The organism is Psychromonas arctica DSM 14288 (genome assembly GCF_000482725.1).
In the GTDB taxonomy this organism is placed as follows: Bacteria; Pseudomonadota; Gammaproteobacteria; order Enterobacterales; family Psychromonadaceae; genus Psychromonas; species Psychromonas arctica.
On sequence record NZ_KI519487.1, the window covers coordinates 40,131 to 63,653 of the forward strand.

At 34.5% G+C, this 23,523-nt stretch carries 17 protein-coding genes; 16 read left to right on the plus strand and 1 reads right to left on the minus strand.

Annotation, left to right across the window (positions count from 1 at the left end; all coding sequences use genetic code 11):
• Positions 1–219 precede the first annotated feature (219 nt).
• Complete coding sequence (locus H592_RS0120005) at positions 220–1,716, minus strand: peptidoglycan-binding domain-containing protein (RefSeq protein ID WP_028870325.1); 1,497 nt, start codon at positions 1,714–1,716, stop codon at positions 220–222.
• A gap of 120 nt (positions 1,717–1,836) precedes the next feature.
• Here H592_RS0120005 and H592_RS23450 point away from each other — a divergent pair, with 120 nt between their 5' ends.
• From H592_RS23450 to H592_RS0120085, 16 genes are all read left to right on the plus strand, one after another.
• On the plus strand, positions 1,837–2,328 hold the full coding sequence (locus tag H592_RS23450; protein ID WP_051369288.1) for an OmpA family protein: 492 nt from the start codon (positions 1,837–1,839) through the stop codon (positions 2,326–2,328).
• Positions 2,329–3,308: 980 nt separating this feature from the next.
• Complete coding sequence (locus H592_RS0120015; RefSeq protein ID WP_028870326.1) at positions 3,309–4,601, plus strand: polysaccharide export protein; 1,293 nt, start codon at positions 3,309–3,311, stop codon at positions 4,599–4,601.
• 143 nt (positions 4,602–4,744) lie between these two features.
• Entirely contained in the window at positions 4,745–5,176 is a 432-nt protein-coding gene (locus tag H592_RS0120020; RefSeq protein ID WP_028870327.1) for a low molecular weight protein-tyrosine-phosphatase, read from the plus strand.
• A 133-nt stretch (positions 5,177–5,309) separates the two neighbouring features.
• Entirely contained in the window at positions 5,310–7,523 is a 2,214-nt protein-coding gene (locus tag H592_RS0120025) for a polysaccharide biosynthesis tyrosine autokinase (protein WP_245600460.1), read from the plus strand.
• Positions 7,524–7,756: 233 nt separating this feature from the next.
• On the plus strand, positions 7,757–8,881 hold the full coding sequence (gene wecB, locus H592_RS0120030) for a non-hydrolyzing UDP-N-acetylglucosamine 2-epimerase (RefSeq protein ID WP_028870329.1): 1,125 nt from the start codon (positions 7,757–7,759) through the stop codon (positions 8,879–8,881).
• Between the two features lie 27 nt (positions 8,882–8,908).
• Entirely contained in the window at positions 8,909–10,180 is a 1,272-nt protein-coding gene (gene wecC, locus H592_RS0120035; protein ID WP_028870330.1) for a UDP-N-acetyl-D-mannosamine dehydrogenase, read from the plus strand.
• 42 nt (positions 10,181–10,222) lie between these two features.
• Positions 10,223–11,347 (plus strand): nucleoside/nucleotide kinase family protein, encoded by a 1,125-nt coding sequence (locus tag H592_RS0120040; RefSeq protein WP_028870331.1) that lies wholly within the window; start codon positions 10,223–10,225, stop codon positions 11,345–11,347.
• Positions 11,337–12,287, plus strand: a complete 951-nt coding sequence (locus H592_RS0120045) for a phosphotransferase (RefSeq protein ID WP_028870332.1) — start codon at positions 11,337–11,339, stop codon at positions 12,285–12,287. Before H592_RS0120040 ends, H592_RS0120045 begins: the two co-directional genes overlap by 11 nt.
• Entirely contained in the window at positions 12,288–13,688 is a 1,401-nt protein-coding gene (locus tag H592_RS0120050; RefSeq protein WP_028870333.1) for an oligosaccharide flippase family protein, read from the plus strand.
• Complete coding sequence (locus tag H592_RS0120055; RefSeq protein ID WP_028870334.1) at positions 13,688–15,058, plus strand: hypothetical protein; 1,371 nt, start codon at positions 13,688–13,690, stop codon at positions 15,056–15,058. The genes H592_RS0120050 and H592_RS0120055 overlap by 1 nt, the downstream gene beginning before the upstream one ends.
• A gap of 34 nt (positions 15,059–15,092) precedes the next feature.
• Complete coding sequence (locus H592_RS0120060) at positions 15,093–16,190, plus strand: glycosyltransferase (protein WP_028870335.1); 1,098 nt, start codon at positions 15,093–15,095, stop codon at positions 16,188–16,190.
• A gap of 65 nt (positions 16,191–16,255) precedes the next feature.
• Positions 16,256–17,263, plus strand: a complete 1,008-nt coding sequence (locus tag H592_RS0120065) for a glycosyltransferase family 4 protein (protein ID WP_028870336.1) — start codon at positions 16,256–16,258, stop codon at positions 17,261–17,263.
• Between the two features lie 68 nt (positions 17,264–17,331).
• Positions 17,332–18,468 (plus strand): glycosyltransferase family protein, encoded by a 1,137-nt coding sequence (locus tag H592_RS0120070; RefSeq protein WP_028870337.1) that lies wholly within the window; start codon positions 17,332–17,334, stop codon positions 18,466–18,468.
• A 19-nt stretch (positions 18,469–18,487) separates the two neighbouring features.
• Positions 18,488–20,608, plus strand: a complete 2,121-nt coding sequence (locus H592_RS0120075; protein WP_028870338.1) for a bi-domain-containing oxidoreductase — start codon at positions 18,488–18,490, stop codon at positions 20,606–20,608.
• Positions 20,609–20,645: 37 nt separating this feature from the next.
• Positions 20,646–22,271 carry a heparinase II/III family protein gene (locus H592_RS22995; protein WP_037072346.1) on the plus strand — a complete coding sequence of 542 codons (1,626 nt, stop codon included), beginning with the start codon at positions 20,646–20,648 and terminating at the stop codon, positions 22,269–22,271.
• Positions 22,271–23,494 (plus strand): glycosyltransferase family 4 protein, encoded by a 1,224-nt coding sequence (locus tag H592_RS0120085; protein WP_028870339.1) that lies wholly within the window; start codon positions 22,271–22,273, stop codon positions 23,492–23,494. The genes H592_RS22995 and H592_RS0120085 overlap by 1 nt, the downstream gene beginning before the upstream one ends.
• The last annotated feature ends 29 nt before the right edge of the window (positions 23,495–23,523 follow it).

The following is a 23,523-nucleotide window of genomic DNA, read 5'->3' on the forward strand; positions in this document are numbered from 1 at the left end:
GACGAGCAAAGACGAGCTAAATACCAAACAACCTCAAATCAACCTTAATTCAAATCAACTCCATCTAAAGCAAACTCATTAATACAACAGACATAAAAAAAGGCCTTACTCCAGTAAACTGAAATAAAGCCTTAATGTATTCAAGCTTCAAGCTTCTAACTTAAAAACCTCTAGCTTAAAAGCAAGCTTGAGTGCTTAGCTAAAAGCACAACTTAAAAATTATAATCCTAAAGATTCTAAAGTTTTAAGGGTTAAAGCACCTTGGTTCAGGTTCTTATCTTTCTGATAAGCATTAACCGCCGCACTGGTTTCTGGACCGTAAACACCATCAATGCTTGAAATTTTATATTTCTCACCTTGTAGTGCTCGTTGTAGTTTTGTGACAACATCCGGTGTGGTGTTCGTTTCACACAATATTTCTTGCCATTTTAAGTACGGTTCAGCCACTTTAACGGTTGTGTCATAAGTATCGTAAACCGCTGGAATAGAAATTTTCTTCTCAGTCGCTGGTGTATCTAAAACACGTGTTTTAACCATTTTACATAATGCTGGAATAGCAACTTCTCGTGTTGTTGCTGCAGTTGCTAAAGCGGTTTTAGTAACAGAACCATAGATAGCAGGTGTAGTAACCGTTTTTGTTGTTGCTGGCGTGACTAACTCTTTCTTAGTGATCGTTTCATAAACTGCAGGCGTTTTAACTTCTTTTGTTGTTGTTGGCGTGACGAGTTCCTGTCTAGATACCGTTTTATATGTCGCAGCTGTTTTAACTTCTTTAGACGTTGGCGCATTATCTAAAGCACGTGTTTTAACCGTTTTGTAAACAGCAGGAGTAACAACTTGTTTAGTATAAGCGTCTTTATCTAATACTTTAGTTGTAACTGTTTTGTAGACTGCTGGGAACTCAATTAAACACATGATATCACCCGTTGAGTTATCTACTTTTTCGATCTCGCCACGGCCTTTTTTCCACGCGGTATAAGCAGGCGAAACTAACACTTGCGTTGACACTGTTTTATAAGTGGCTGGGACGGTGACTAATGCTGTTTTTTCAGGTTCAACCATAATCCTTTCAGACGTTGTTTTATAGGTTGCTGGTTGAGTAACTAATGCTGTTTTTTCAGGCGCAACCATGATCCTTTCAGAAACCATTTTATAAACAGCAGGCACTGCCACTAGGCTTGTTTTTTCTGGCTCAACCATCACACGTTCAGTGACTGTTTTATAAGCAGCAGGAACAGGTACTAATTTAGTTTTTTCAGGTTGAACCAATACTTGCTCTGCAAAGGTTTTATAAGTGGCTTCAACAGGCACTAATCTTGAACTTGCTTCGCGAATAGTTATTTTTTGTTCAACAACTTTATAGGTGGCTGGTGTAATTTGAATTTGTGATTGCACTTCTTTAATTAAGCGTTCAATCGGTCTCGTTTCATATTTCGCAGGTACTAAAACCTTCGCATAACACTCGCCGGCTTTAGCATGCAGAGGCACTAAAGAGTTTTGTACCGCATCTTTATCATTTAATTGTGCTTGTGGTGCCGTTGCTTGTGAGTTTAAGGTGGCAATCGTATTATTTTTTGACTGAAGTTGCTCAGTCAGCGATTGAATTTCTTGATTTTTCATCATCAAGGCTTCATCTGAACTGTTAGTTGTAGTACATCCTGTCACAGCTAACATCACTACCGCAGCAGCGGATGAAATTCTAAAATATTTAGTCATTTGATTTCCTTTTCGTTGTGTTTGTCAATATTTTACCACAAAAGAATAGCTTCCTTCTCAATTGCTTGCTAATTTTATGATATGGTTAGAATAATTTTTAAACAAAGGAAGGAGTTAACAATGGAAAAGTTAAAAACATTAATGGTATCTTCAGTGCTAGGTTTAGGCTTAATGAGTACAGCTTATGCTGCTGACGACTGTATTATGGTTGCCGATTTAAATGTTGAGTTTAAAAATGATTCAACGGTTTATATGAATGGTGGTGAAAGAAAGGAAATTGCTGAATTTGCAGATTTCCTTAAAAAGTATGATCTTTATGCAATAGTAGAAGGGCATACCAGTAAATTTGCAACGGCACCTTATAACTATGATCTATCTTCAAAAAGAGCTGCTAAAGTGCGATCAGAGCTTATCAAGTTAGGAGTTAAATCCTCACAAGTTGGCGCATTAGGTTTTGGTGAGAGTTCACCATTATATGACAACAACACTGACATTGGTGCACAACAAAATAGACGCGTGATCGCGGAAGTATTTAATAGCAAAGCAGAGTTATCTGATTATTTAGCATCTGAAAAACAACGAATTGCTAAAATAAAATTTCAAGAGCAATAAACTAGCATTCACCTAACCGTTCACCTATAACTGAGTCCGTCTTTAATTAGGTGATGAATTAGATGATAAAAAGAGGCAATAAGTGGTGTTAATAAGCCACTATTGCCTTTTTTATTGACAACATAATGCCATTACGCAGGGGAAATAGGTGAGGCAGTTAAAGCTAAAAATATAGGCTTCACAGCAATCTAAAGCTAATTTACAGAAAAATAAGTATTCTATTTAACTCGTTTTGCTCGATTCAAGTGGTACTTATTATTTCCATCTAAACCTAGCTTTAACTAAACCTAATTGTAGCTAAACCTAATTGAACCTGAGTCTAATAGCATGAATTTTTCACTTGATATCTGTTTTTGCTAATTAAACTCGTTAAGCTTTATCAGCAAAAATAGAAACAATAAAACGAGTTAGAAAAACTTAATAATAGAAGTAAATAAAGTATGGATACTTGCATCAATCCACCTGCTTCGGTATCCTGCGCATAAATATATTTACCAGACTAATAATTTAGTTAAACGTTATCTTGAAATACAAATAAAATGTCAATAAATATAGCTGGTTACGAAAAATAATAAGCTAAAGTAAAATAACTAACGTAAGCAGTGAGTCAGAATTTGAGGCATTAATTTTGACTATTTATTACATAATATATTGATATTGATATTTTAGTTAAATCCCAATACATTATGTCTGAATTGCCAATGAGTTGCGGTAAATAAAACGAAAACGGCACGATAAAAAACAGTAAAAGACAAAACAATAAACAATAACTAATAAACTAAAAACTAAAAATGTAAATGTTGCGTTGATAGAACAGGCAATGAGAGTTAAACCATAACAGCACCATAGGATGGTGGCAGTGAATGGATACAAGGGAATGGTAACAAAGTGAATAAAAACGATGTGCCCAACCAAGCTCTCATTGAACAAGCTATGGCGTTATTCACATTCCTATTCAATCACTGAGAGTAATATAAATCATGTTTTATAAATCTAAAAGTACATTATCTATTTGCCTTGTATTGCTACTCTCCGGGTGCACAATCCCAGGCTCTTCTCTTTCATTAAGTGATAAAAATACATTTGATGAATCTAATTTAAGTGATGAACAAAAACAAAACATGCCAGTAGAACAAATTAATGTCTATCCATTGACCTCTTCGTTTGTGACTGCTTATGCTAAAAGTAGCGACCAAGGCATCAACGTTAGTAAAGTAAATAGTGAATTAGACAAACAAATCGCTGAATACGAATACACAGTCGGCGTTGGCGATATCTTAAATATCACGGTTTGGGATCACCCTGAATTAACCATTCCAGCAGGTTCGTATCGTAGTGCAGAAGAAGCTGGGCATTGGGTACACGCTGATGGACGTATTTTTTACCCTTACATCGGTTTTATACCAGTGGCAGGTAAGACAGTAGTTCAAATTCGTTGGTATATTGCAAAACGCTTGACTAAATACATTGAAACACCACAAGTGGATGTAAATATCGCCGCTTTCCGTTCACAACAAGCTTATGTGACCGGTGAAATTACTAACCCTGGTAAGCAACCTATCACTAATATTCCATTAACGCTGCTAGATGCAATTAACCTAGCCGGTGGATTAACTACAACTGCTGATTGGCGTAATGTGAACTTAACCAGAAACGGTCAGTCAGAAGTTGTCTCGTTGTATAAGTTGATGCAAAAAGGGGATTTAACACAAAATCGTCTGATTGCTAAAGGCGATATTATCCATATTCCACGTAACGATGCGCAAAAAATATTTGTGCTAGGGGATGTGAAAAACCCTGAAATGTTAAAAATTGATCGTGATGGTATGACATTAACCGAAGCATTAAGCCGTGTCGGTGGTATCAATGAACTTTCAGCCGATGCAACAGGTATTTTTGTAGTTCGTAGTGCGGAGCGTGATACTAATAATGAAGCATTCTTAAAACAACGCCGTGATGCGTTTAATGAACAAAATGAGTTAAATTCAACAAACACGGTTGCTGAAACAAATGCAGAGCAAATTAACGTTAGTCAAGTCAGCGCAACTGAAAGCGGCCGTCCTGAGCGTTTAGTGGCAAATATTTACCAATTGAACATTAGTGATGCGGCAGCATTAGTAATTGGTACTGACTTTAAATTACAACCTTATGATGTGGTTTATGTCACTGCAGCGCCGATTGAACGTTACAACCGAGTTATACGACAACTAGTACCAACTATTTCAGCATTTAATGATTTAAGTGAAGGTATGTTACGCGTTCGTAACTGGTAACGGTCAATGGCTTTGCTTTTTATCGGTATCTAAAAATAGAGTTAGCACTGCCTTAGTGAGTAAAGAGTTAGCAATAATGACAGCTCCAATAATGAAACATTTGACGATAAACAAAATAGTAGCAATAGGGAAGAAAACCAAGCATGTTTGATAAGATATTGGTTGTATGTGTAGGGAATATTTGTCGTTCACCTACAGGTGAGTTTCTACTTAAAAGTTTATTAAAAAATAAACAAGTAGCTTCTGCTGGTGTGGGTGCTTTAGTGGGGAAACCTGCTGATGCAATGGCAAGTCAAGTTGCATTAGAGCACGGTGTTAGCCTTGAGGGCCATCAAGCGCAGCAATTAACCGCAGATTTATGTCATGAGTACGATTTGATATTAGTAATGGAACAAGGCCATGTTGAAGCGGTTACCAATATTGCACCTGAGGCGCGTGGGAAAACCATGTTATTAAGCCGTTGGGTTGGGCAGGAAGACATTCCAGACCCTTACCGTCAAAGTAAAGAAGCGTTTGAACATGCTTATAAAATGATTGAAGAAGGTGCAATGTCTTGGGCTAAAAAGCTTGGCTAATGCGCTTTAAGCAACTCATTGCCAAGCTAACCATTACTAAGTTACTGATTGTTAACAGTCGCCATTTATGTTTAGTCACTATTTTCATAGCTACCTTCACGGGTACTAATTACAGCAGATAATAAGAAAAATTATGAGCAACACGATAAATCAAAGAAGTAATTCTCAAAAAGCAGAGAGTAAAAATCAACAATCCGATGCAGACGTGATCGACCTCGGTAAACTGTTAGGGCTGTTATTAGATCGTAAGTGGCTGATACTTTTTGTTACTACTTTGTTTGCTGTCGGCGGTGTTGCCTATGCCTTATTGGCGACGCCTGTTTACAAAGCCGATGCACTATTACAAGTTGAAACCAAAAGCTCTGGTATGTCTGCAATGGTAGGCGATATGGGCGACCTTTTCTCTAGTGAATCATCGGCCACAACCGAAGTTGAAATCATTAAATCACGTATGATTTTAGGAAAAACAGTCGATGAACTTAATTTAACGGTTCAAGCTGCGCCTATCTATACGCCTATTATTGGTAAAGGCTTGGCAAGATTATCTGGCGAACAAGCTAATATCACCATTAGTCGTTTTGATGTGCCAGATTACCTAGCAGAAGTGGCGATTGAATTAGTCGTTGATGATGCCGTGCAAGGTTTATTTTCTTTGTTTGATGACGAAGGTAATCAGATTGCAGAGGGTAAAGTAGGGGAGCCACTTGAAAAAGGCGGCTATCGTTTGTTTGTACAAGCGTTAAGTGCAGCTGAAGGTGCGCGATTCAGCTTAAGTAAGCGTAGTAAATTAAAGAGCATTCAATGGTTACAACAAAACTTAACGGTAAGTGAACGCGGCAAGCAAACGGGTATTCTCTCGTTATCATTTGAAGGTGAAAAAAAATTATTAATTGGCAAAATATTAAACAATATTAGCCAAAATTACTTCTTACAAAATGTTGAGCGTAATTCCGCTGAAGCTGAAAAAAGCTTAGTGTTTTTAAAACAACACCTACCGAATATCAAAAAAGAGTTGAACTCAGCTGAAGATGTATTAAACGACTTCCGTCAAAAAAATGAATCGATTGATTTAAACCTAGAAGCTGCGTCAACACTAAAAGTGATGGTTGAACTAGAGAAACAGTTAAATGATTTAACCTTTAAAGAAGCAGATATCAGTCAACGTTTCACCAAAGATCATCCTGCCTACATTTCATTGTTAGACAAGCGTCAAACCCTGTTACTTAAAAAAGACACCTTGGATAGCAGTATTCGAAAACTACCAAAAACACAGCGCGAAGTATTACGTATGACACGTGATGTGGAAGTAAACCAACAAATCTATATTCAGTTATTGAATAAAGTACAAGAATTAAGTGTATTAAAAGCAGGCACTGTCGGTAATGTTCGCATATTAGATGAAGCACAAGTGTTTGATATCGCGATCAAACCTAAAAAGCCTTTAATTGCTGTGTTAGCAACGTTATTAGGCGGCATGCTAAGTGTTGCATTTGTGCTGTTAAAAGCAGCCTTCCATAAAGGTATTGAAAGCCCTGAAGAAGTAGAAGCGTTAGGTTTACCGGTTTATGCCAGCATTCCTAAGTCGGTATGGCAGGAAAAGTTAGATAGTAAGTTAATAAAATTACGTAAAGGCAATAAGCACCATAGAAAGCAAAACACACAAACTATTTTATTAGCAGAGGCAAACCCAGCAGATCTCTCAATTGAAGCATTACGCGGCCTACGTACCAGCTTGCACTTTGCCATGATGGAGGCCAAGAACAACGTAGTGATGATCTCAGGTCCTGCTCCTAGCATTGGTAAATCATTTGTATCCGCTAACTTTGCAGCGGTAGTGGCTAAAACAGGCCAAAAAGTATTAGTGGTTGATGCGGACATGCGTAAAGGTTATTTACAACGTCATTTTGGATTGCCGTTAGAGAATGGTTTGTCAGAGATGCTATCGGGTAAACTTCAAATTAATGAAGTGATCAAAAAAACCAGTATTGATAACCTAGACATCATAACGCGCGGACAAGTACCACCGAACCCGTCAGAGTTATTAATGCATCCTCGTTTTAGCGACTTCATCAAGTTTGCCTCTGAGCAATATGACTTAGTATTAATCGATACTCCCCCTGTGTTAGCAGTAACAGACCCAAGTATTGTCGGAGCATTAGCCGGTACAACCTTAATGGTAGGCCGCTTTGATAAAAGTACAGCCAAAGAAGTAGAAGTAGCATTACATCGTTTTGATATGGCAGGGATAGAAGTGAAAGGCTTTATCCTCAACGCCGTTGAGAAAAAGGCTAGCAGCACCTATGGCTATGGTTATTACAATTACGCTTATAAAAGCGACAAAGCTTAGTTTTATTTGATGAGCTTTACGTTATTAAAAACTGATGTTTATGGAATTTTTTTAAGGACCTATTCGGGCCCTTTTGGAAAATGTAGTAAAACCCAGTGTTTGTAGCGGTTTGTTAATTTCGAACTGTCTCAAAACGAATAAAATGTGTCTCAGTAGTGATTTAAATACTGAGAATGATATTTCAAATTTATCAGCCTCTCATCTGATTTTATATAATAATTAACGGTATTTTCATGTCTAAAAAGAAAGTTTTAAGTGTTTTTGGTACTCGCCCGGAAGCAATAAAAATGGCACCACTTGTCCATGCATTAGCAAAAGATGAGCGTTTTGAAGCCAAAATTTGTGTGACCGCACAGCACCGTGAAATGTTAGACCAGGTGTTAGAATTATTTGAGATCACCCCAGATTATGATTTAGATTTAATGAAAGCAGGACAAACCCTTAATGAGGTGACCGCAAGAATTTTGTTAAACCTTAAACCTATCTTAGAAGAGTTTAAACCTGATGTGGTTCTAGTACATGGCGATACCGCTACTACATTTGCTGCCTCGTTAGCTGCATATTATGAGCAAATAGCAGTAGGACATGTTGAAGCTGGTTTACGTACGGGAAATATTTATTCGCCATGGCCTGAAGAGGGCAATCGTCGTTTAACAGGGACGTTAACTAAATACCACTTTGCACCAACAGAAACATCTAAAGAAAACTTACTAAAAGAAAACTTTGATGAAAAGACTATCTCAGTAACTGGTAATACAGTAATCGATGCATTATTAATGGTTAAAAATAAGATAGACACTGATTCAGAATTAAATAAAGACTTGGCAAGTCAATTTCCTTTTCTAGATGAATCCAAAAAACTAATATTAGTAACTGGTCACCGCCGTGAAAGCTTTGGTGGAGGTTTTGAACGTATTTGTGAATCACTTGCAATCACGGCTAAAGCACACCCGGATACTCAAATATTATATCCAATGCACCTAAATCCTAATGTGCGAGAGCCTGTTAATCGTATTTTAGCGGGAATAGAAAATATTTATCTAATTGAACCTCAGCAGTATCTTCCATTTATTTACTTGATGACTCGCTCGCATATCATTATTACCGACTCTGGTGGAATTCAAGAAGAAGCCCCATCTATAGGGAAACCAGTATTAGTGATGCGAGATACAACAGAGCGTCCCGAAGCTGTAGCAGCTGGAACAGTAAAATTAGTTGGTACAGATGTAGATATTATTGTTAGTAATTTAAATGATTTATTAACAAACGAAGATGCGTACAAAGAGATGAGCTTTGCTCATAATCCTTATGGTGACGGGCAAGCTTGCCATAAAATATTAGAAAAATTAGCTCAATAGAATTTAAATATTAAAGTGGAAAATAAAATGTCATTTAAAACTATTTCAGTCATAGGTCTTGGTTACATTGGCTTACCAACAGCAGCTATGTTTGCTTCTAGAAAGATCAATGTAATTGGAGTTGATGTTAATCAACATGCAGTTGATACGATTAATCAAGGCAAAATTCACATTGTTGAGCCTGATTTGGACATGCTTGTACAAGCCGCTGTAACAGAAGGTTACTTAAAAGCAGTGTTAACACCAGAGCCTGCTGATGCCTTTTTAATTGCAGTGCCAACCCCTTTCAAAACTTGTACTGAAGGTGAAATCCCAGAACCCGATTTAAAATATATTGAAGCTGCAAGTAAAGCAATTGCACCTGTTTTGAAAAAAGGTGATTTAGTCATATTAGAGTCCACATCACCAGTTGGTGCAACAGAGCAGATGGCTGAATGGTTGGCTGAAGCTAGACCTGATTTGACATTTCCACAGACTGCTGGTGAACGTGCTGATATTAATGTCGCGCATTGTCCTGAACGTGTGTTGCCTGGTCATGTTGTACGGGAGCTTGTAGAAAATGATCGTGTGATTGGTGGTATTTCATCGCGTTGTTCAGAGCGTTCAATAGAACTGTACAAAAAATTTGTTTTAGGTGATTGTGTTATTACCAATGCTCGTACTGCAGAAATGGCAAAATTAACAGAAAATAGTTGCCGAGATGTACAAATTGCATTTGCGAATGAATTGTCGATAATTTGTGACAAACTAGATATTGATGTTTGGGAGTTAATTTCGCTAGCAAATCGACATCCAAGAATTAATATTTTACAACCAGGCCCTGGTGTCGGTGGTCATTGTATTGCTGTTGATCCATGGTTTATTGTTTCTAAAACACCTGAAGAAGCACAATTGATACATACTGCTCGTAAAGTAAATGATGCTAAACCCACGTGGGTTATAAATAAAGTAAAGTTAGCTGTTGCTGATTTTTTACAACAAAATTCAAATAAAACGGTCAAGGATATTACGATCGCTTGCTACGGGGTGGCATTTAAAGCTGATATTGATGATCTGCGTGAAAGCCCGGCACTTAATATCGCAGATTCCATTGGAAAAATGCACTCAGGAAGTGTCTTAGTAGTAGAACCCAATGTGCATGAGTTTATTCGAGGAGGGCTGCAGTTGTCCTCACTGGATGAGGCTTTAGATACTGCCGATATACATATCCTTCTTGTGGACCATAGTCAGTTTAAAGATATTATTCCCTCATCCGGTTTGATTATTGATACTAAAGGTATCTGGCGTACTCATGTTTAAACTTCAATTTAACCTCATAAAAGTCTCGAGGGATTTCTCGATATGAATAAAACAAGTTCTCGCTTTGCAGAAGTGATTGAAGAATTACTTTTTGTACAAAAAAAAACCAATGCATTTGTTTTTTTTAATAAAAATATAGATGAAGATCTAAAAGAAGGAGGAGATATTGATCTACTTTTAACTGGTGATATCCAGCACGTAACCACCTTATTAATATTAAATGATTGGAAAGTAATAGAAACATTTTATGATGTGAATGAAAGATATTTCTTCGAAAAAATTATAAGAGGTTGTGTTGTTCAGTTAGATTTCATGAGGAATTTAATAGTTAGAATAGGTAAAAATAATTACTATTATCAAGAAGAAGTGAAAACTAAATTAATAAATGGCGGGATTTACCTCTCTGACGTTACATTTGTAAGTTACTACAAATTTAAAGTAAAGCTGGTCGGTGGAGAGCAAAAACAGGCTAAATTAGATCGGTTGCTGAATAATTTATGTAGTTTAGACTTAGCTGCTGTAAATAATTCAAGTCAACATTATAATAAAAAAAGGGTTACTTATTCTATATTTAGAAAAATCTGCTCACTATTAGGACTTGAAAGAACTAAGAGTTATATACTTTTTGTTGGTGTTGATGGAGTTGGGAAAGGAACATATATAGATCTGCTCTTCAATGCGATAAGTGAAAAAGGAGGTGATGTTGGAAGGCTATACTTGGGACATAATAACTATAAACTTAAACTTCTTGAGTATTTAAATGGGATAAAAAGTGAGAAAAGAAATAAAGTAATAAGGTTATTTTACCAAGCTCTTTTTCCTATTGAACTCTTTTATAGGGGGCTTGTTAAAAATGACTGCGTATTAATTGATAGGCATCCTGCTTTTGAGTCTGTGTCAAATGGTTCATTTATATATAAAATTATACAGTCAATGAATGAAAAAATAAGTCCTACACCTTCGGTAATAATTCATCTATCTGGGGATGTTAAGGAGATTTGGAAACGGAAAAAAGAGCACTCATTAGAGGCTATGATTGCAATGGATCAAAAGTTATCAAATGAGATTAAAATAGCAAAGGGCACTATATATACAATTAGTACAACTGAGCTACCTATTCACGAGGTAAGTGCTCAAATAGAAAGGCTGTTTTGGAATGCGAAATAAGAATAATTTAATGGTGCTGATGAGGGCAGATTGTTCAATATACATAAAAAAATATAAATTAATTGAGTATATGCTTCTAAAAATAAATTATTTAATCGTTAATTTACTTTTATTTTTTCGCTCGCATATTACTGAATCCGCATATGTGCCATATTATTTGACTATAAAAAAAAGCAACATAACCTTTGAATCTGCTCATCTTAATAAAGTAAATGGAACATATGTTACGGTACGCAAGGATCAAGTTGTTAAATACTACTTTAAAGATTTGTTAGATATTAATAATATTTTAAAGGTTTTGGAAAAAAACTTATATTGTAAAGTTTATAGTAGAGATAACTTTATTGTTGCAAAGTTTGACAAATATAAGAAAATTAATGTTAATTTGGAATACAAGGACATTCAATCGTTATTAACTAATGGTCTTTATTTTTTCGATGACAGTTCAAAAGATATGCTCCCAAATTTTAATATGAGGCTTAAAGTTGCGATAAGAAATAATACATCGTTAAAACAAAAGCATATTAGCTTTATCAATAACAGCTTCAGTAAATTAAATGAATTTATTGAATTCAATCAGGTATGCCATGGGGATGTTTGGCGTGAAAATATAATGCTCTCTGAAACAAAAGGTTTAGTTCTTATTGATTATGATAAAATCATGATGGGACCTAAGTGGTACGATTTAATTCATTATTGTTTTTCTATTAGAACAGATAAAAATAGTCCATGGTCTTACTTAGATAATCCCAATGAAATATATAAAAAATTACCTCTTGAAATGTTAGATAACAGTGAGGGGGATGTTCTGAAGTTTTCTGTTTTGATATTTTTAATATTTAAGTGTGCAGATTCTAATCCGGCGCCTAGTGTTTTCCCTCTAGAACATATTGAACGTATATTTAGCAGCTGGTCTTGCTTTTTAAAGAGAGAGCTATAAATGTTATTGAAGTTAATTCAGGGAGCTACATTTAGTTTTATAATTGCTTTAATTAATTTAATCTTATTGGCTAGGTTGCTCCCCGTTGATGTAGTCTCAACAATAAAAAATGTTCAGTTATATAGTGGTATATTTTCAGTTTTAGGAACATTGCAGCTTCATTCTGGGTTGATAAAATTTAACAGCAAACTTTCTGATGATGAAAAAAATACTAGTTTTAGTTTGTTTTTTATATCAATCACTATGTCGAGCTTAGTTTCTAGTTTGGTTGTTTTTAATCTGACTGAATTAAATGATGTCTCTCTGATAGGTGTATTTCTTTATACTCTAGCTAACTCATTAGTTGTATCTTCGCCGTCAATATGTGCTATTAACCATAAAGGTAAGGAATACATTAAGTTTATCTGTGTTTTTATGGGGATAAATACAGCATGTTTATTAGTCTCATTTATAATGAGCTTTGGAAGTGATACATATATTGTTTTACTAGGTATTGGTTCAATTTTAAGTGTTATGCTTTCTTTTTGGGCGCGTTTAATTGTAAATAATTTGAAAAATATATTTTTTCTTATTTCAAGAGCACACCGTATCAACAATGACTTATTTCGTTACTCTTGGAAACTTTCAATGTCAATTTTTGTAGAAAGTATTTATCAAAAAGTTGATAAAATTTATGCCACTTTATTCCTTACCACTAGTGCATTTGGACGATATAGTGTTGTTTGTTTCGAGAATCCATTGATTGGAATTATTTTATCATCAATTGGTGTTTCAGTTGTAAGTGATGGCCAGCAAAGATATTGTCTAAATAAAACTAGTTTTTATAATGAAATATGGGGTGATAAAATAAAACTTTCAATTTTAGTTATAATACCTATGTCTCTTTTTTTAATGACGTATAGCAAAGAAATTGTAAATTTACTGTTTGGAGATAGATACTCCGATTACTCAGTGGTTTTTATGATTTACTCTTTTGTTGGCATTATAAGGTATTCACCATTGCAAGTAATACTTAGGTTAGAGGAAAGGAGTGATTTGATTTTTAAATCGTCTGTGTTGGCTTTACTTAGTGTTTCCGTGTGTGCATTATTGTTTTATTTTTTATCAGTTGACAACCCGATATTAATAGCATTAATTTACTTGTTTGGCTGGTTTGTATTTAATTTACGAAATTTAGTATATATAAAAAGTATTTCTGATATCAAAATTTCAGAGTTATTGCTTCCTAAGTTTATGTTTAAAGTTTTGATTCAATCAACCTTTATGATTATTATCCTTGAATGCTTTAATAACTATACAAACATTCATTTTGTGTATTCAATAATCATTTACGGCTTAATGTATATTACAACACTGGTCCTTTTGTATAAAAAAGCATTAGCTAGTGTATTGAGAACATAATGTTAATTAATAAAATGAAAGTATGCCTTATTCTACTTGGTATGTTCACTCTAGTTACCTCTGTAGCTCAGTACTTTTTTAGTGATTATTCTATAACCTTGGAGTTATTGGTTTTAAGTTTAACTACAATTATATCAATTTATTTTATCTCACAATTACTTGCGTTCAATATTAATACTTTTCTTTTTTACTTCATGTACACATTATTTGTGGTGTTGTATGTTTTAAAAGCCTTTGCAATGTCTATAATTGGTTTTGATGTGGCCTATTACGTAACTACATTAAATATAGTTGTTCAAGAAGACAGTATTGCGACAGGTGTTTTTCAACTTATTGCTGTCAACTTTTCATTTGTTCTATGCGCTATTGCCATTAACTACTTTACAAATAATAGGAATGTTGTTGAGCGTAAACCCATTACAAAAAAATTCTCAACTTGGCTTTCTGTATGGATTTTTTTATATATCCTCTTTTCTAGCATTATAATGAAAAATTTAGGGGTTGCGGTGATGGGGGGGGAAGCTGTTTCGTTACCTTATGGCCTATCTGGGGTGCTGTTTTATTCTAGAACAATTGCGATTCCATTAATTATTTTATGTTTTATATCAAATGCTATTTCAAGTGGTGATAAAAAACTATTCAATAGTTCAATATTTATATTTTTGTTTTTGGCTCTTACTGAGATTTATGTTCGAACAACGAAAGGTCCTCTGTTCGTTTTTGTATTACAATTTGTTTGCGTTTACTTAATGGTTGAAACAAGAAAAATTTCATTAAATAAAACGCTTATTGTTCTTTTATTTCTCTTATCTATGGCAATGTGGCCATTAATTGAAGTGTATCGTTTATCTACATTGGGTTTGAGTTTTAGTTCTGTTGGTAGTGGGAATTTTATAGATTTATTTTCGCACACTTTCTTGCGTCTATTTGACCGGTTGCTTGGTTTCACACAATTTATAGGGGTTATTGAACTATCTGAGTATAGTCAGTTTAATATTGACGGCATCATAAATGCAGGTTCAGTTACCAATTATTATACTCGACATATACTTAATATCGAAAATATGGGGCATGCGTCAAGCCCTTCATTGTTAGGGGCTTTGTATTTATTTATTCCTGAAAGCTTTTTGTTTTTAGGGGTTATTTGCATTTTATTTTGTTATCAATTTCTATGGGGCTTAACCTCTTTGTACCCCCATTTTTCATATGCTTTACGTGGTATATTAGTATTTGAAGTGATGAATACTATGATGTCAGGGGCGTTTGATTCCTCTCTGTATAGAATATTTATCACATTAGTTTGCTCTTGTTTTTTGGAGTATATTTTTTATTTATTTAATAAAGAGCGATCTAAATTTAAGCCTGTATAAGTCAACCTTATTAAAATAAATTGTAGGAAATTAAATGAAAATAGTTTTTTTCGCATATAGCGCAGGGATTGGCCTTACATACCACCTTACTGAATTGGCTTTAGCATATCAAAAACGTGGTGTCGATATTTTGCTTATTCACAATGGTATTGAGCAAAATAAAGGATTATTTGAGCGTTTAAATAACCATAATGTTGAACAGTTCAATATTGAAAAGTTTTCTTTAGCTGATTTCTTTTTAAAGAATAGGAAAGAGTATCAGGGGTGTGTTATTCATTGCCAAGGAATAAAGCAAGTTGAAATGGTAAGGAAAGAAAAGGAATCATTAAATAGTAAAATATTGTTAACTGTACATGCGTATCGAAATGGTAAGTGGTATAAAAATATCTATGCTTTAGCTTTATATACCAAATATAAAATGTTGATTGATTACTGGCATTTTTGTAGCATAAGTGCAAGAGATGATTTCTTTAAGTATATACCGTTTAATAATAGCGATAATACTGTAATTGCTCCATTAGGAGTTGATTTTACAGGCTTGGAAGGAGAGAGCTCTGATATGGTTGAAAGAGTTAATAATATAATAACAAATAAAACGCACACTTTTTCCTGTGATAATAAATATATATTTTATTTGGCTCAATTTCATCCTCATAAGAGGCATGATCAAATTTTAAGATTATTTGCTGACACTTTTAAAAATAAGAAAAACACCTATCTTGTTCTTATGGGGGATGGAAGTAAGTTATTATGTGCATCTAAGCAAGCTAATTATTTAAATATTGCTGATAATGTTATTTTTACAGGGAGGGTTGATAGGGGAGTCATAGGTGCATATCTTAAAAATGCAGATGCTGCGTTAGTTATGTCAAAAAATGAAACATTTGGGCATAATATTATTGAACCATTAGCTTTAGGAATCCCAGTTTTTACTACAAATGTAGGGATCGCTCAGCAAGTGATTTCACAGTATTACGATGGAGTTGTCGGAGATGGACCAATTATATTTAAAGCTATGGAAACATTTTTAAGTGGCGAAATAACCTTAAAGCCAACTTTATCTAAACGATATAATTGGGATGAGGTCGCATTGCAATATTTTAATATTTATAAAAAAATCAATGCTGAGTAATTGTGGTTTCAATTTTAAATTGCATTGGTCAGTTATTGTCGAAAGTTAAACTTATTAGGTATTAAATGAAAAGTATTGAATTATTATCTCCAACCTATAGCCCTTATGGGATAGAAATTATTGAAAAAAAGCTTAAACAGGCGATGGAGAAAAAAGGGTCTTATGTTGAAATTGTAAAAGAAATAAAGACTGCAGATTCGATATATATACCTATATCTATTTCTTGTTGCGTTAAAGTTTTAAAAAGTAAAATAAGCAATAATTATGAATCAGCTTTTATTATAGACTCACCTTCTTTAGCATATAAAAGCGTAATTTGTCATTCTTTAAAATATAAAGTCAATCTGACTGACATATTTAAGTTAACCTTATTGTATATCTATTATTCATTTTGGGAATCGAGAATACTTTCTGAGTTTAAACAAGTAATAGTAGTGAGTGAAGTAGATAAAAGGTACTTAATTAATAAATATAACTGTCCAGAGAAAGTACTAGTAGTAAAAAATGGTGTTGATATTCCAACTTTTTATAACAAAGATAATAGTAGACATGAGAAAGTTACATTAGGTTTTATATCTAGCTTTTCTGATGGCGCTTTTAAAGATATCAATTGGTTTTTGGATAAAATTTGGAGTCGCTTACCAGTCAATATTCAAAATAGATTTGAAATATTAATTGCTGGTAGAAATTTGGGGGGCTATAAAAGTGAGCTAGAAACTTATAATAATGTTAGATGTTTAGGTGAAGTCAATTCGCTTAGCGAATATTACAGTAAAATCGATATTTCATTAACTACTGTTAGAAAAACATGCGGTATTCTAAATAAGGTTCTCGAATCGTGGTCATATGAAGTCCCTGTTATTGGTCTACAGCATAACTTTCAAACTTTGCAGGAATTCTCAAACGAGAAACATTATCTGTGTTTTGATAATCTAGAAGAAGCTATAAAAATTTTAAATTTAGTTTCTACTGCTGAATCAACATCCTTTGATTTGCTTGATGTGAAAGACATTCTTTCCAAAAATTACGATTGGGATATTAATTATTCCAAATTGATACAATCTCTGATTTAAGATTATGTGACGACTGCACAGAGAAAATACATTTACCAAGTAAAAGCTAAACATAACTGGGTTTTAACATGAAAATTTTATTAGATGCTTCCAATATATATTCAGGTGGGGCTTTGCAAGTCGCTTTAACTTTTATAGTAGGGGCTGAGAAACTTAAAGGTTTTGAAATTAAATATATTTTACATAAAGACCTTTTTGCCCAGATTAGTAAAGTGGCAACCTTGAAGGATTATATCGTTATTAGTGATAGCCCAGCAAATAGTAAGATGACAAGGAAGTTATTGTTATCAATAGAGGAATCATTTAGGCCGGATATTACATTTACAGTTTTTGGCCCTACATATGTTAAGTATAAGTATTCTCCCCATATTACCGGTTTTGCTAATGGTTGGGTAACACACTCAACTCTTAAAGATTTCAATATAGTTTTTGATAAAAATTTAACAAAAATAATTAAAATGCTTAAATATGTATATATCGGTTTTTATTTACGGAGAGCTGATTATTTTATCTTTGAAACTAATATCGCACTAAAAGGTGCTGTAAAAAGATTAAAAGTTCCAAGGGATAATTGCTTTATTATTCCTAACGCCTACCCCGTAAGTTTCTTAAATAATTCAGATTCCAATTATGGAGAAAAAATTATTTCTAGTTCTAAATTCAAAGTTCTTTGTTTATCATCTTATTATAAGCACAAAAATCTTGAATCTTTGCCATTTGTTGCTAATTCGCTTGTTGAACTTGGATGTATAGATGTTAATTTTATTCTAACACTTAACGAAGGTGACTTCATTCCAATAATGGAAGCGGCAAAAGTGTTAGGGGTCGATAAAATGATTATTAATGTTGGCCCCCAACAGGTTTGTAATTTGCCAAAGTTATACTCAGAAGTATCTATGGTCTATTCCGCATCAAACTTAGAAACTTTTAGTGCTATTTATCTTGAATCAATGTTAGCCCAAAAGGTTCTGTTACTTAATGATAAGCCTTTTGCTAGAGACATCTGTGGTGATGCTGCATTATATGTGAATTCTTTTGAATACAGGGCCGTAGCGCAAAAAATCATTAAAATTTTGAATGGGGTTTATAGCTTTTGTGATTTTAAAGTAGAGTCCAAACAGTTACTGGATAAATATCCATCACCAACTGAAAAAGTCGAAGCTTATTTTGATTTGTTTAAAAAAATTAAAGCCCGTATTCGTTAATTTCAAATAGAGAACTATAATGAAACAAGTATTACAAAATATTTCAAATGGCGAAACTTCGCTTGTCGAAGTTCCTTGCCCACAAGTCAAAAATAACCACCTTTTAATTTCGACGTCTAAAACATTAGTTTCAGCGGGTACTGAACGAATGTTAATTGACTTTGGTAAGGCCAATTTTATTGATAAAGCACGTCAGCAGCCTGATAAAGTTAAAATGGTTTTAGGAAAAATTAAAACTGATGGACTTATACCAACTATTGATGCCGTCAAGTCTAAGTTAGACCAACCATTACCACTCGGGTACTGCAATGTTGGTACTGTCATTGATAATGGCGGTACAGGGGTTGATGTTGGAACTCGTGTTGTATCTAATGGTAATCATGCTGAAGTAGTTCGTGTTCCTAAAAATTTATGTGCAAAAGTTCCAGATAGCGTAGACGATGAATCTGCCGCTTTTACTGTTCTCGGAGCTATTGGTTTACAAGGTGTCCGATTAATTAATCCAACATTAGGTGAGTGTATTGTAGTTACTGGTTTAGGCTTGATTGGTTTAATTACTGTTCAATTATTACGTGCTAATGGGTGCCGTGTTTTAGGTTTAGATTTTGATTCTGCTAAATGTGAGTTGGCTAGAAAGCTAGGTGCTGAAACGGTTGACCTTTCTAAAGGTGAAGACCCGATTAAAGTCGCTGAAGCATTTTCTCGTGGACGCGGTGTTGATGCAGTTCTTATTACTGCTTCTACCAAAAGCAGTGAACCTTTAAGTCAAGCTGCTACTATGTGTCGTCAACGTGGTCGTATAGTTTTAGTTGGCGTTATTGGTCAAGAAATTTCACGTGCAGATTTTTTTGCAAAAGAATTAACTTTTCAGGTTTCGTGTTCTTATGGACCTGGGCGTTACGACACAGAATATGAAGATAAAGGTAATGATTACCCTGTCGGTTTTGTTCGCTGGACAGAACAGCGTAATTTTGAAGCGGTGTTAGACATGATGGCAACAGGTGCGTTAGATATTAAACCACTTATTACACATCGTTTTGCTATTGATGATGCTCTTGATGCTTATAAGTGTTTAGATGATAAATCTTCATTGGGTATTGTTTTAGACTATCCAAATACTAACGAAGTTGAGTTGACAGGTCGCACTGTTAATTTAGTTTCTACAATCGAATATAAAGCAACAGATGCCGTATGTGCCTTTATTGGTGCTGGCAATTATGCCTCTCGTGTATTAATGCCTGCGTTTAAAGGTGCTGGTGCTTCTTTAGATACTGTTGTGACAAGTGGTGGTGTTAGTGCTGTTCACCATGGTGATAAGCAAGGTTTTGTAAAAGCCTCTACAGATTTTGACCAAGTTATAACTGATACATCAATCAATACCGTTGTTATCGCAACTCAACATAATTTACACGCGCAGCAAACTATTGCTGCTTTGAAAAATGAAAAACATGTGTTTGTTGAAAAGCCCTTAGCGCTCATTGAATCTGAAATTGATGGAATTGAAGCTGCATATAATGAAAGTAAAACTAAGCCTAAAGTGATGGTGGGCTATAATCGTCGTTTTGCTCCACATGTAGTCAAAATGAAAGAATTATTGTCATCCGTTAAAGGTCCTAAAACATTTATTATGACTATGAATGCTGGTGATATTCCTGCTGATCATTGGACTCAAGATTCAAGTGTTGGTGGTGGACGCATTATTGGTGAAGCTTGCCACTACATTGATCTAATGCGTCATTTAGCAGGTGCTAAAATTACTGGTTTTAATGCAATGTGTTTAGGTGATACCCCCGGTATTGCAATTCGTGAAGATAAATCAAGTATTACACTCTCTTTTGAAGACGGTTCGATTGGTACTATTCATTATTTTGCTAATGGTGGTAAAGCATTTCCAAAAGAACGTATTGAAGTGTTTGCTAACGACGCTGTATTACAGCTTGATAATTTTAGAAAACTAACAGGCTTTGGCTGGAGAGGTTTTTCAAAAATGAAATTATCTAGTCAAGATAAAGGCCAAAAAGATTGTTCGAAAGCGTTTGTTGGAAGTATCCAACAGGGTAAGGCATCGCCAATTAGCTTTGAGGAAATTATCGAAGTTGCACGTATTTCATGCCAAGTGGCTGAAAGTTTAAGAAAGTAATAACAAATGGATAGGGGAGCTTAGCTTCCCTTTTTTTATGAAAAAACTACACAATTTATATCATACCGTTAAACACCTCAAAGCAACTCAAATCATTAATCGGTTAAAGCGCAAGTTATTTAAGCCTAAGTTAGTACCTTGCACTGATGCCATTAGACGGCCCTTGAAAGGGGCTTGGTTACCCGTTGAGTTAATCAGAAGTAGTTATATTGAGGGAAATACTTTTTGTTTTTTGAATCATCGTGGTGATACGTTAAATTGGAATGATTCAAAGCAAGAAAAATTATGGCTTTATAATCTGCACTATTTTGATGATTTAAATGCTGAAAATAATATTCAGCGTAAAGCTATACACAATAATTTAATCAGTAGATGGATCTCTGAAAACCCTCCCATTAAAGGGAATGGGTGGGAGCCTTATCCTCAATCATTGCGCATTGTAAATTGGATACAGTGGTTTTTATCTGGTAATCAATCAGAGTTAATTTGGCAAGAAAGTCTATGGCAACAAACAGCTGTTTTAGAGCAAGATCTAGAATATCACCTGCTTGGTAATCACTTATTTGCAAATGCTAAAGCTTTAATTTTTTCTGGTTGTTATTTCGAGGGAGGTGCTGCGGAACGTTGGCTAGATACCGGTCTTTCAATTATTGATAAAGAATTAAAAGAGCAGATATTAAGTGATGGTGGTAACTTTGAAGGCTCTCCTATGTATCACAATACTATTCTGGCGGATATGTTGAGCTTAATAAACTTATCCGGTGCTTCTCAACATCCTAAGTTGCAATCTAGAGTTAGCACTTGGAAAGAATTAGTGATAAACATGTTAAATTGGATGTCGACCATGACACATCCAAATGGAAATGTGGCTTTCTTTAATGATTCCGCCATTGGGATTGCACCTACAGCTGAAAAACTTAATGATTATGCACTTAAATTAGGATTAATTAATGAGAATAATAATGCACAAACTATGACTCACCTTAAAGACTCCGGTTATATTAGACTCTCTATTCACAATCAAACTGCTTTGTTGGATGTTGCAAAAGTTGGACCTGATTATATTCCAGGTCATGCACATGCAGATACGCTTTCGTTTGAATGGAATTATGGTCAGCAACGTGTATTTGTCAATAGTGGTACTTCTGTATACGGACTTGGAGATGAACGTTTAAGACAACGAAAAACAGAAGCACACAATACTGTAGTTGTAGATGAGCAAGACTCTTCTGAGGTTTGGAGTGGTTTTCGTGTTGCAAGACGTGCATACCCAAGTACACCTATATTTAATTTAACTAATCATTCAGCTATTGTTGAGTGTTCTCATAATGGCTATTTACGTCTATCTGGTAAAGTTACTCATAGCCGAAAATGGGAAATGAATGAAAATAGTTTTCTAATAACAGATAAATTATCAGGTAACTATTCAACAGCTAGCGCCCATTATCATTTGCACCCAGATATAAAAGTAAATAATATTAATAACCAATTTACGTTAACCTTACCTTGTGGTCAATTACTTGAGTTAACAGTAAGTAATGCAGATGTTAATATTGTCGATACTACTTGGCACCCTGAGTTTGGGAGCTCTATTCCAAATAAGAAATTAGTTTTAAGTTTTAATCACCCCCAAGCATCTTTAAAAATTTCTAGAGTTAACTAATGCATATTTTATTCCTTACTGATAATTTCCCGCCGGAAGGCAACGCACCTGCAACACGTACTTATGAGCATGCTATCCGTTGGGTTCAAACTGGGCACAAAGTGACTGTTATTACTTGTGCGCCTAACTTTCCTGAAGGAAAGGTATTCGATGGCTACAAAAATTGCTTATATCGAAAGCAAAAAATGGATGGGATTGATGTTATACGTGTTAAAACATACATCACAGCGAATGAAGGGTTTGTTAAGCGGATATTAGATTATATGTCGTTTATGGTAACTGGTTTTATTGCTGGTCTCTTCCAAAAGAAACCTGATGTAATTGTTGCGACATCTCCACAATTTTTTTGTGCATGTGCAGGATGGATGTTATCAGTTTTTAAACGTAAACCATTTGTATTTGAATTAAGAGATATATGGCCGGCTTCAATAACTGCTGTAGGAGCTATGAAAGAAAGTTCCGCTATTCGAATGTTAGAAAAGCTAGAGTTATTTTTATATAAGAAAGCGGACTCAATTATCTCTGTGACACATTCTTTTAAAAAAGAGTTAATAGAACGAGGCGTTGATGGTGAAAAAATTGATGTGGTTTTAAATGGCGTCGATTTAACTAAATATGAGCCTGTTGAACAAAAAGATGTAGAACTGGCTGATAAATACAACTTACAAGATAAATTTGTGGCTGGCTATATTGGGACACATGGTATGGCCCATGGCCTAGAAAATATCGTCTCTGTCGCTGAGAAATTACAGAAAAAAGATAATATACGTATTGTATTTGCTGGAGGTGGTGCAGCAAGGCAAAAAGTGGTTGATTTAGTTAAAGCTAAAAATTTAAAAAACGTAGTTTTAATTGATCGTCAACCTAAAGAGATGATGCCACGGCTATGGAGTTTATGCGATATATCATTGGTCCCATTAAAAAATAGTGATTTGTTTAAAACGGTTATTCCATCAAAAATATTTGAATGTATGGGAATGGGGATACCCACGTTGATGAGTGTTCCAGAAGGCGAGGCGACTAATATTATTAATAATACTAACTCTGGTTTAACAGTAGAGTCTGAAAATGTAGATCAAATTGTTGATGGCATTCTAAAGTTAAGAAGTGATCAGCTACTTTTTAATGAACTCAGAGAAAGTAGTATTGATGCTGCGAATCAATTTAGTCGTGATTTAATGGCGCATGAAATGATTACGATTTTCAAAAAAGTATCAGACTAATACTTTTATTAAAAATTAATAAGTAGGAA

What these genes read in the sequence shown, in the direction of transcription:
- H592_RS0120005 (WP_028870325.1), bottom strand. Translation starts at nt 1,716, where the DNA reads ATGACTAAATATTTTAGAATTTCATCCGCTGCTGCGGTAGTGATGTTA.
- H592_RS23450 (WP_051369288.1), top strand. Translation starts at nt 1,837, where the DNA reads ATGGAAAAGTTAAAAACATTAATGGTATCTTCAGTGCTAGGTTTAGGC.
- H592_RS0120015 (WP_028870326.1), top strand. Translation starts at nt 3,309, where the DNA reads ATGTTTTATAAATCTAAAAGTACATTATCTATTTGCCTTGTATTGCTA.
- H592_RS0120020 (WP_028870327.1), top strand. Translation starts at nt 4,745, where the DNA reads ATGTTTGATAAGATATTGGTTGTATGTGTAGGGAATATTTGTCGTTCA.
- H592_RS0120025 (WP_245600460.1), top strand. Translation starts at nt 5,310, where the DNA reads ATGAGCAACACGATAAATCAAAGAAGTAATTCTCAAAAAGCAGAGAGT.
- wecB (WP_028870329.1), top strand. Translation starts at nt 7,757, where the DNA reads ATGTCTAAAAAGAAAGTTTTAAGTGTTTTTGGTACTCGCCCGGAAGCA.
- wecC (WP_028870330.1), top strand. Translation starts at nt 8,909, where the DNA reads ATGTCATTTAAAACTATTTCAGTCATAGGTCTTGGTTACATTGGCTTA.
- H592_RS0120040 (WP_028870331.1), top strand. Translation starts at nt 10,223, where the DNA reads ATGAATAAAACAAGTTCTCGCTTTGCAGAAGTGATTGAAGAATTACTT.
- H592_RS0120045 (WP_028870332.1), top strand. Translation starts at nt 11,337, where the DNA reads ATGCGAAATAAGAATAATTTAATGGTGCTGATGAGGGCAGATTGTTCA.
- H592_RS0120050 (WP_028870333.1), top strand. Translation starts at nt 12,288, where the DNA reads ATGTTATTGAAGTTAATTCAGGGAGCTACATTTAGTTTTATAATTGCT.
- H592_RS0120055 (WP_028870334.1), top strand. Translation starts at nt 13,688, where the DNA reads ATGTTAATTAATAAAATGAAAGTATGCCTTATTCTACTTGGTATGTTC.
- H592_RS0120060 (WP_028870335.1), top strand. Translation starts at nt 15,093, where the DNA reads ATGAAAATAGTTTTTTTCGCATATAGCGCAGGGATTGGCCTTACATAC.
- H592_RS0120065 (WP_028870336.1), top strand. Translation starts at nt 16,256, where the DNA reads ATGAAAAGTATTGAATTATTATCTCCAACCTATAGCCCTTATGGGATA.
- H592_RS0120070 (WP_028870337.1), top strand. Translation starts at nt 17,332, where the DNA reads ATGAAAATTTTATTAGATGCTTCCAATATATATTCAGGTGGGGCTTTG.
- H592_RS0120075 (WP_028870338.1), top strand. Translation starts at nt 18,488, where the DNA reads ATGAAACAAGTATTACAAAATATTTCAAATGGCGAAACTTCGCTTGTC.
- H592_RS22995 (WP_037072346.1), top strand. Translation starts at nt 20,646, where the DNA reads ATGAAAAAACTACACAATTTATATCATACCGTTAAACACCTCAAAGCA.
- H592_RS0120085 (WP_028870339.1), top strand. Translation starts at nt 22,271, where the DNA reads ATGCATATTTTATTCCTTACTGATAATTTCCCGCCGGAAGGCAACGCA.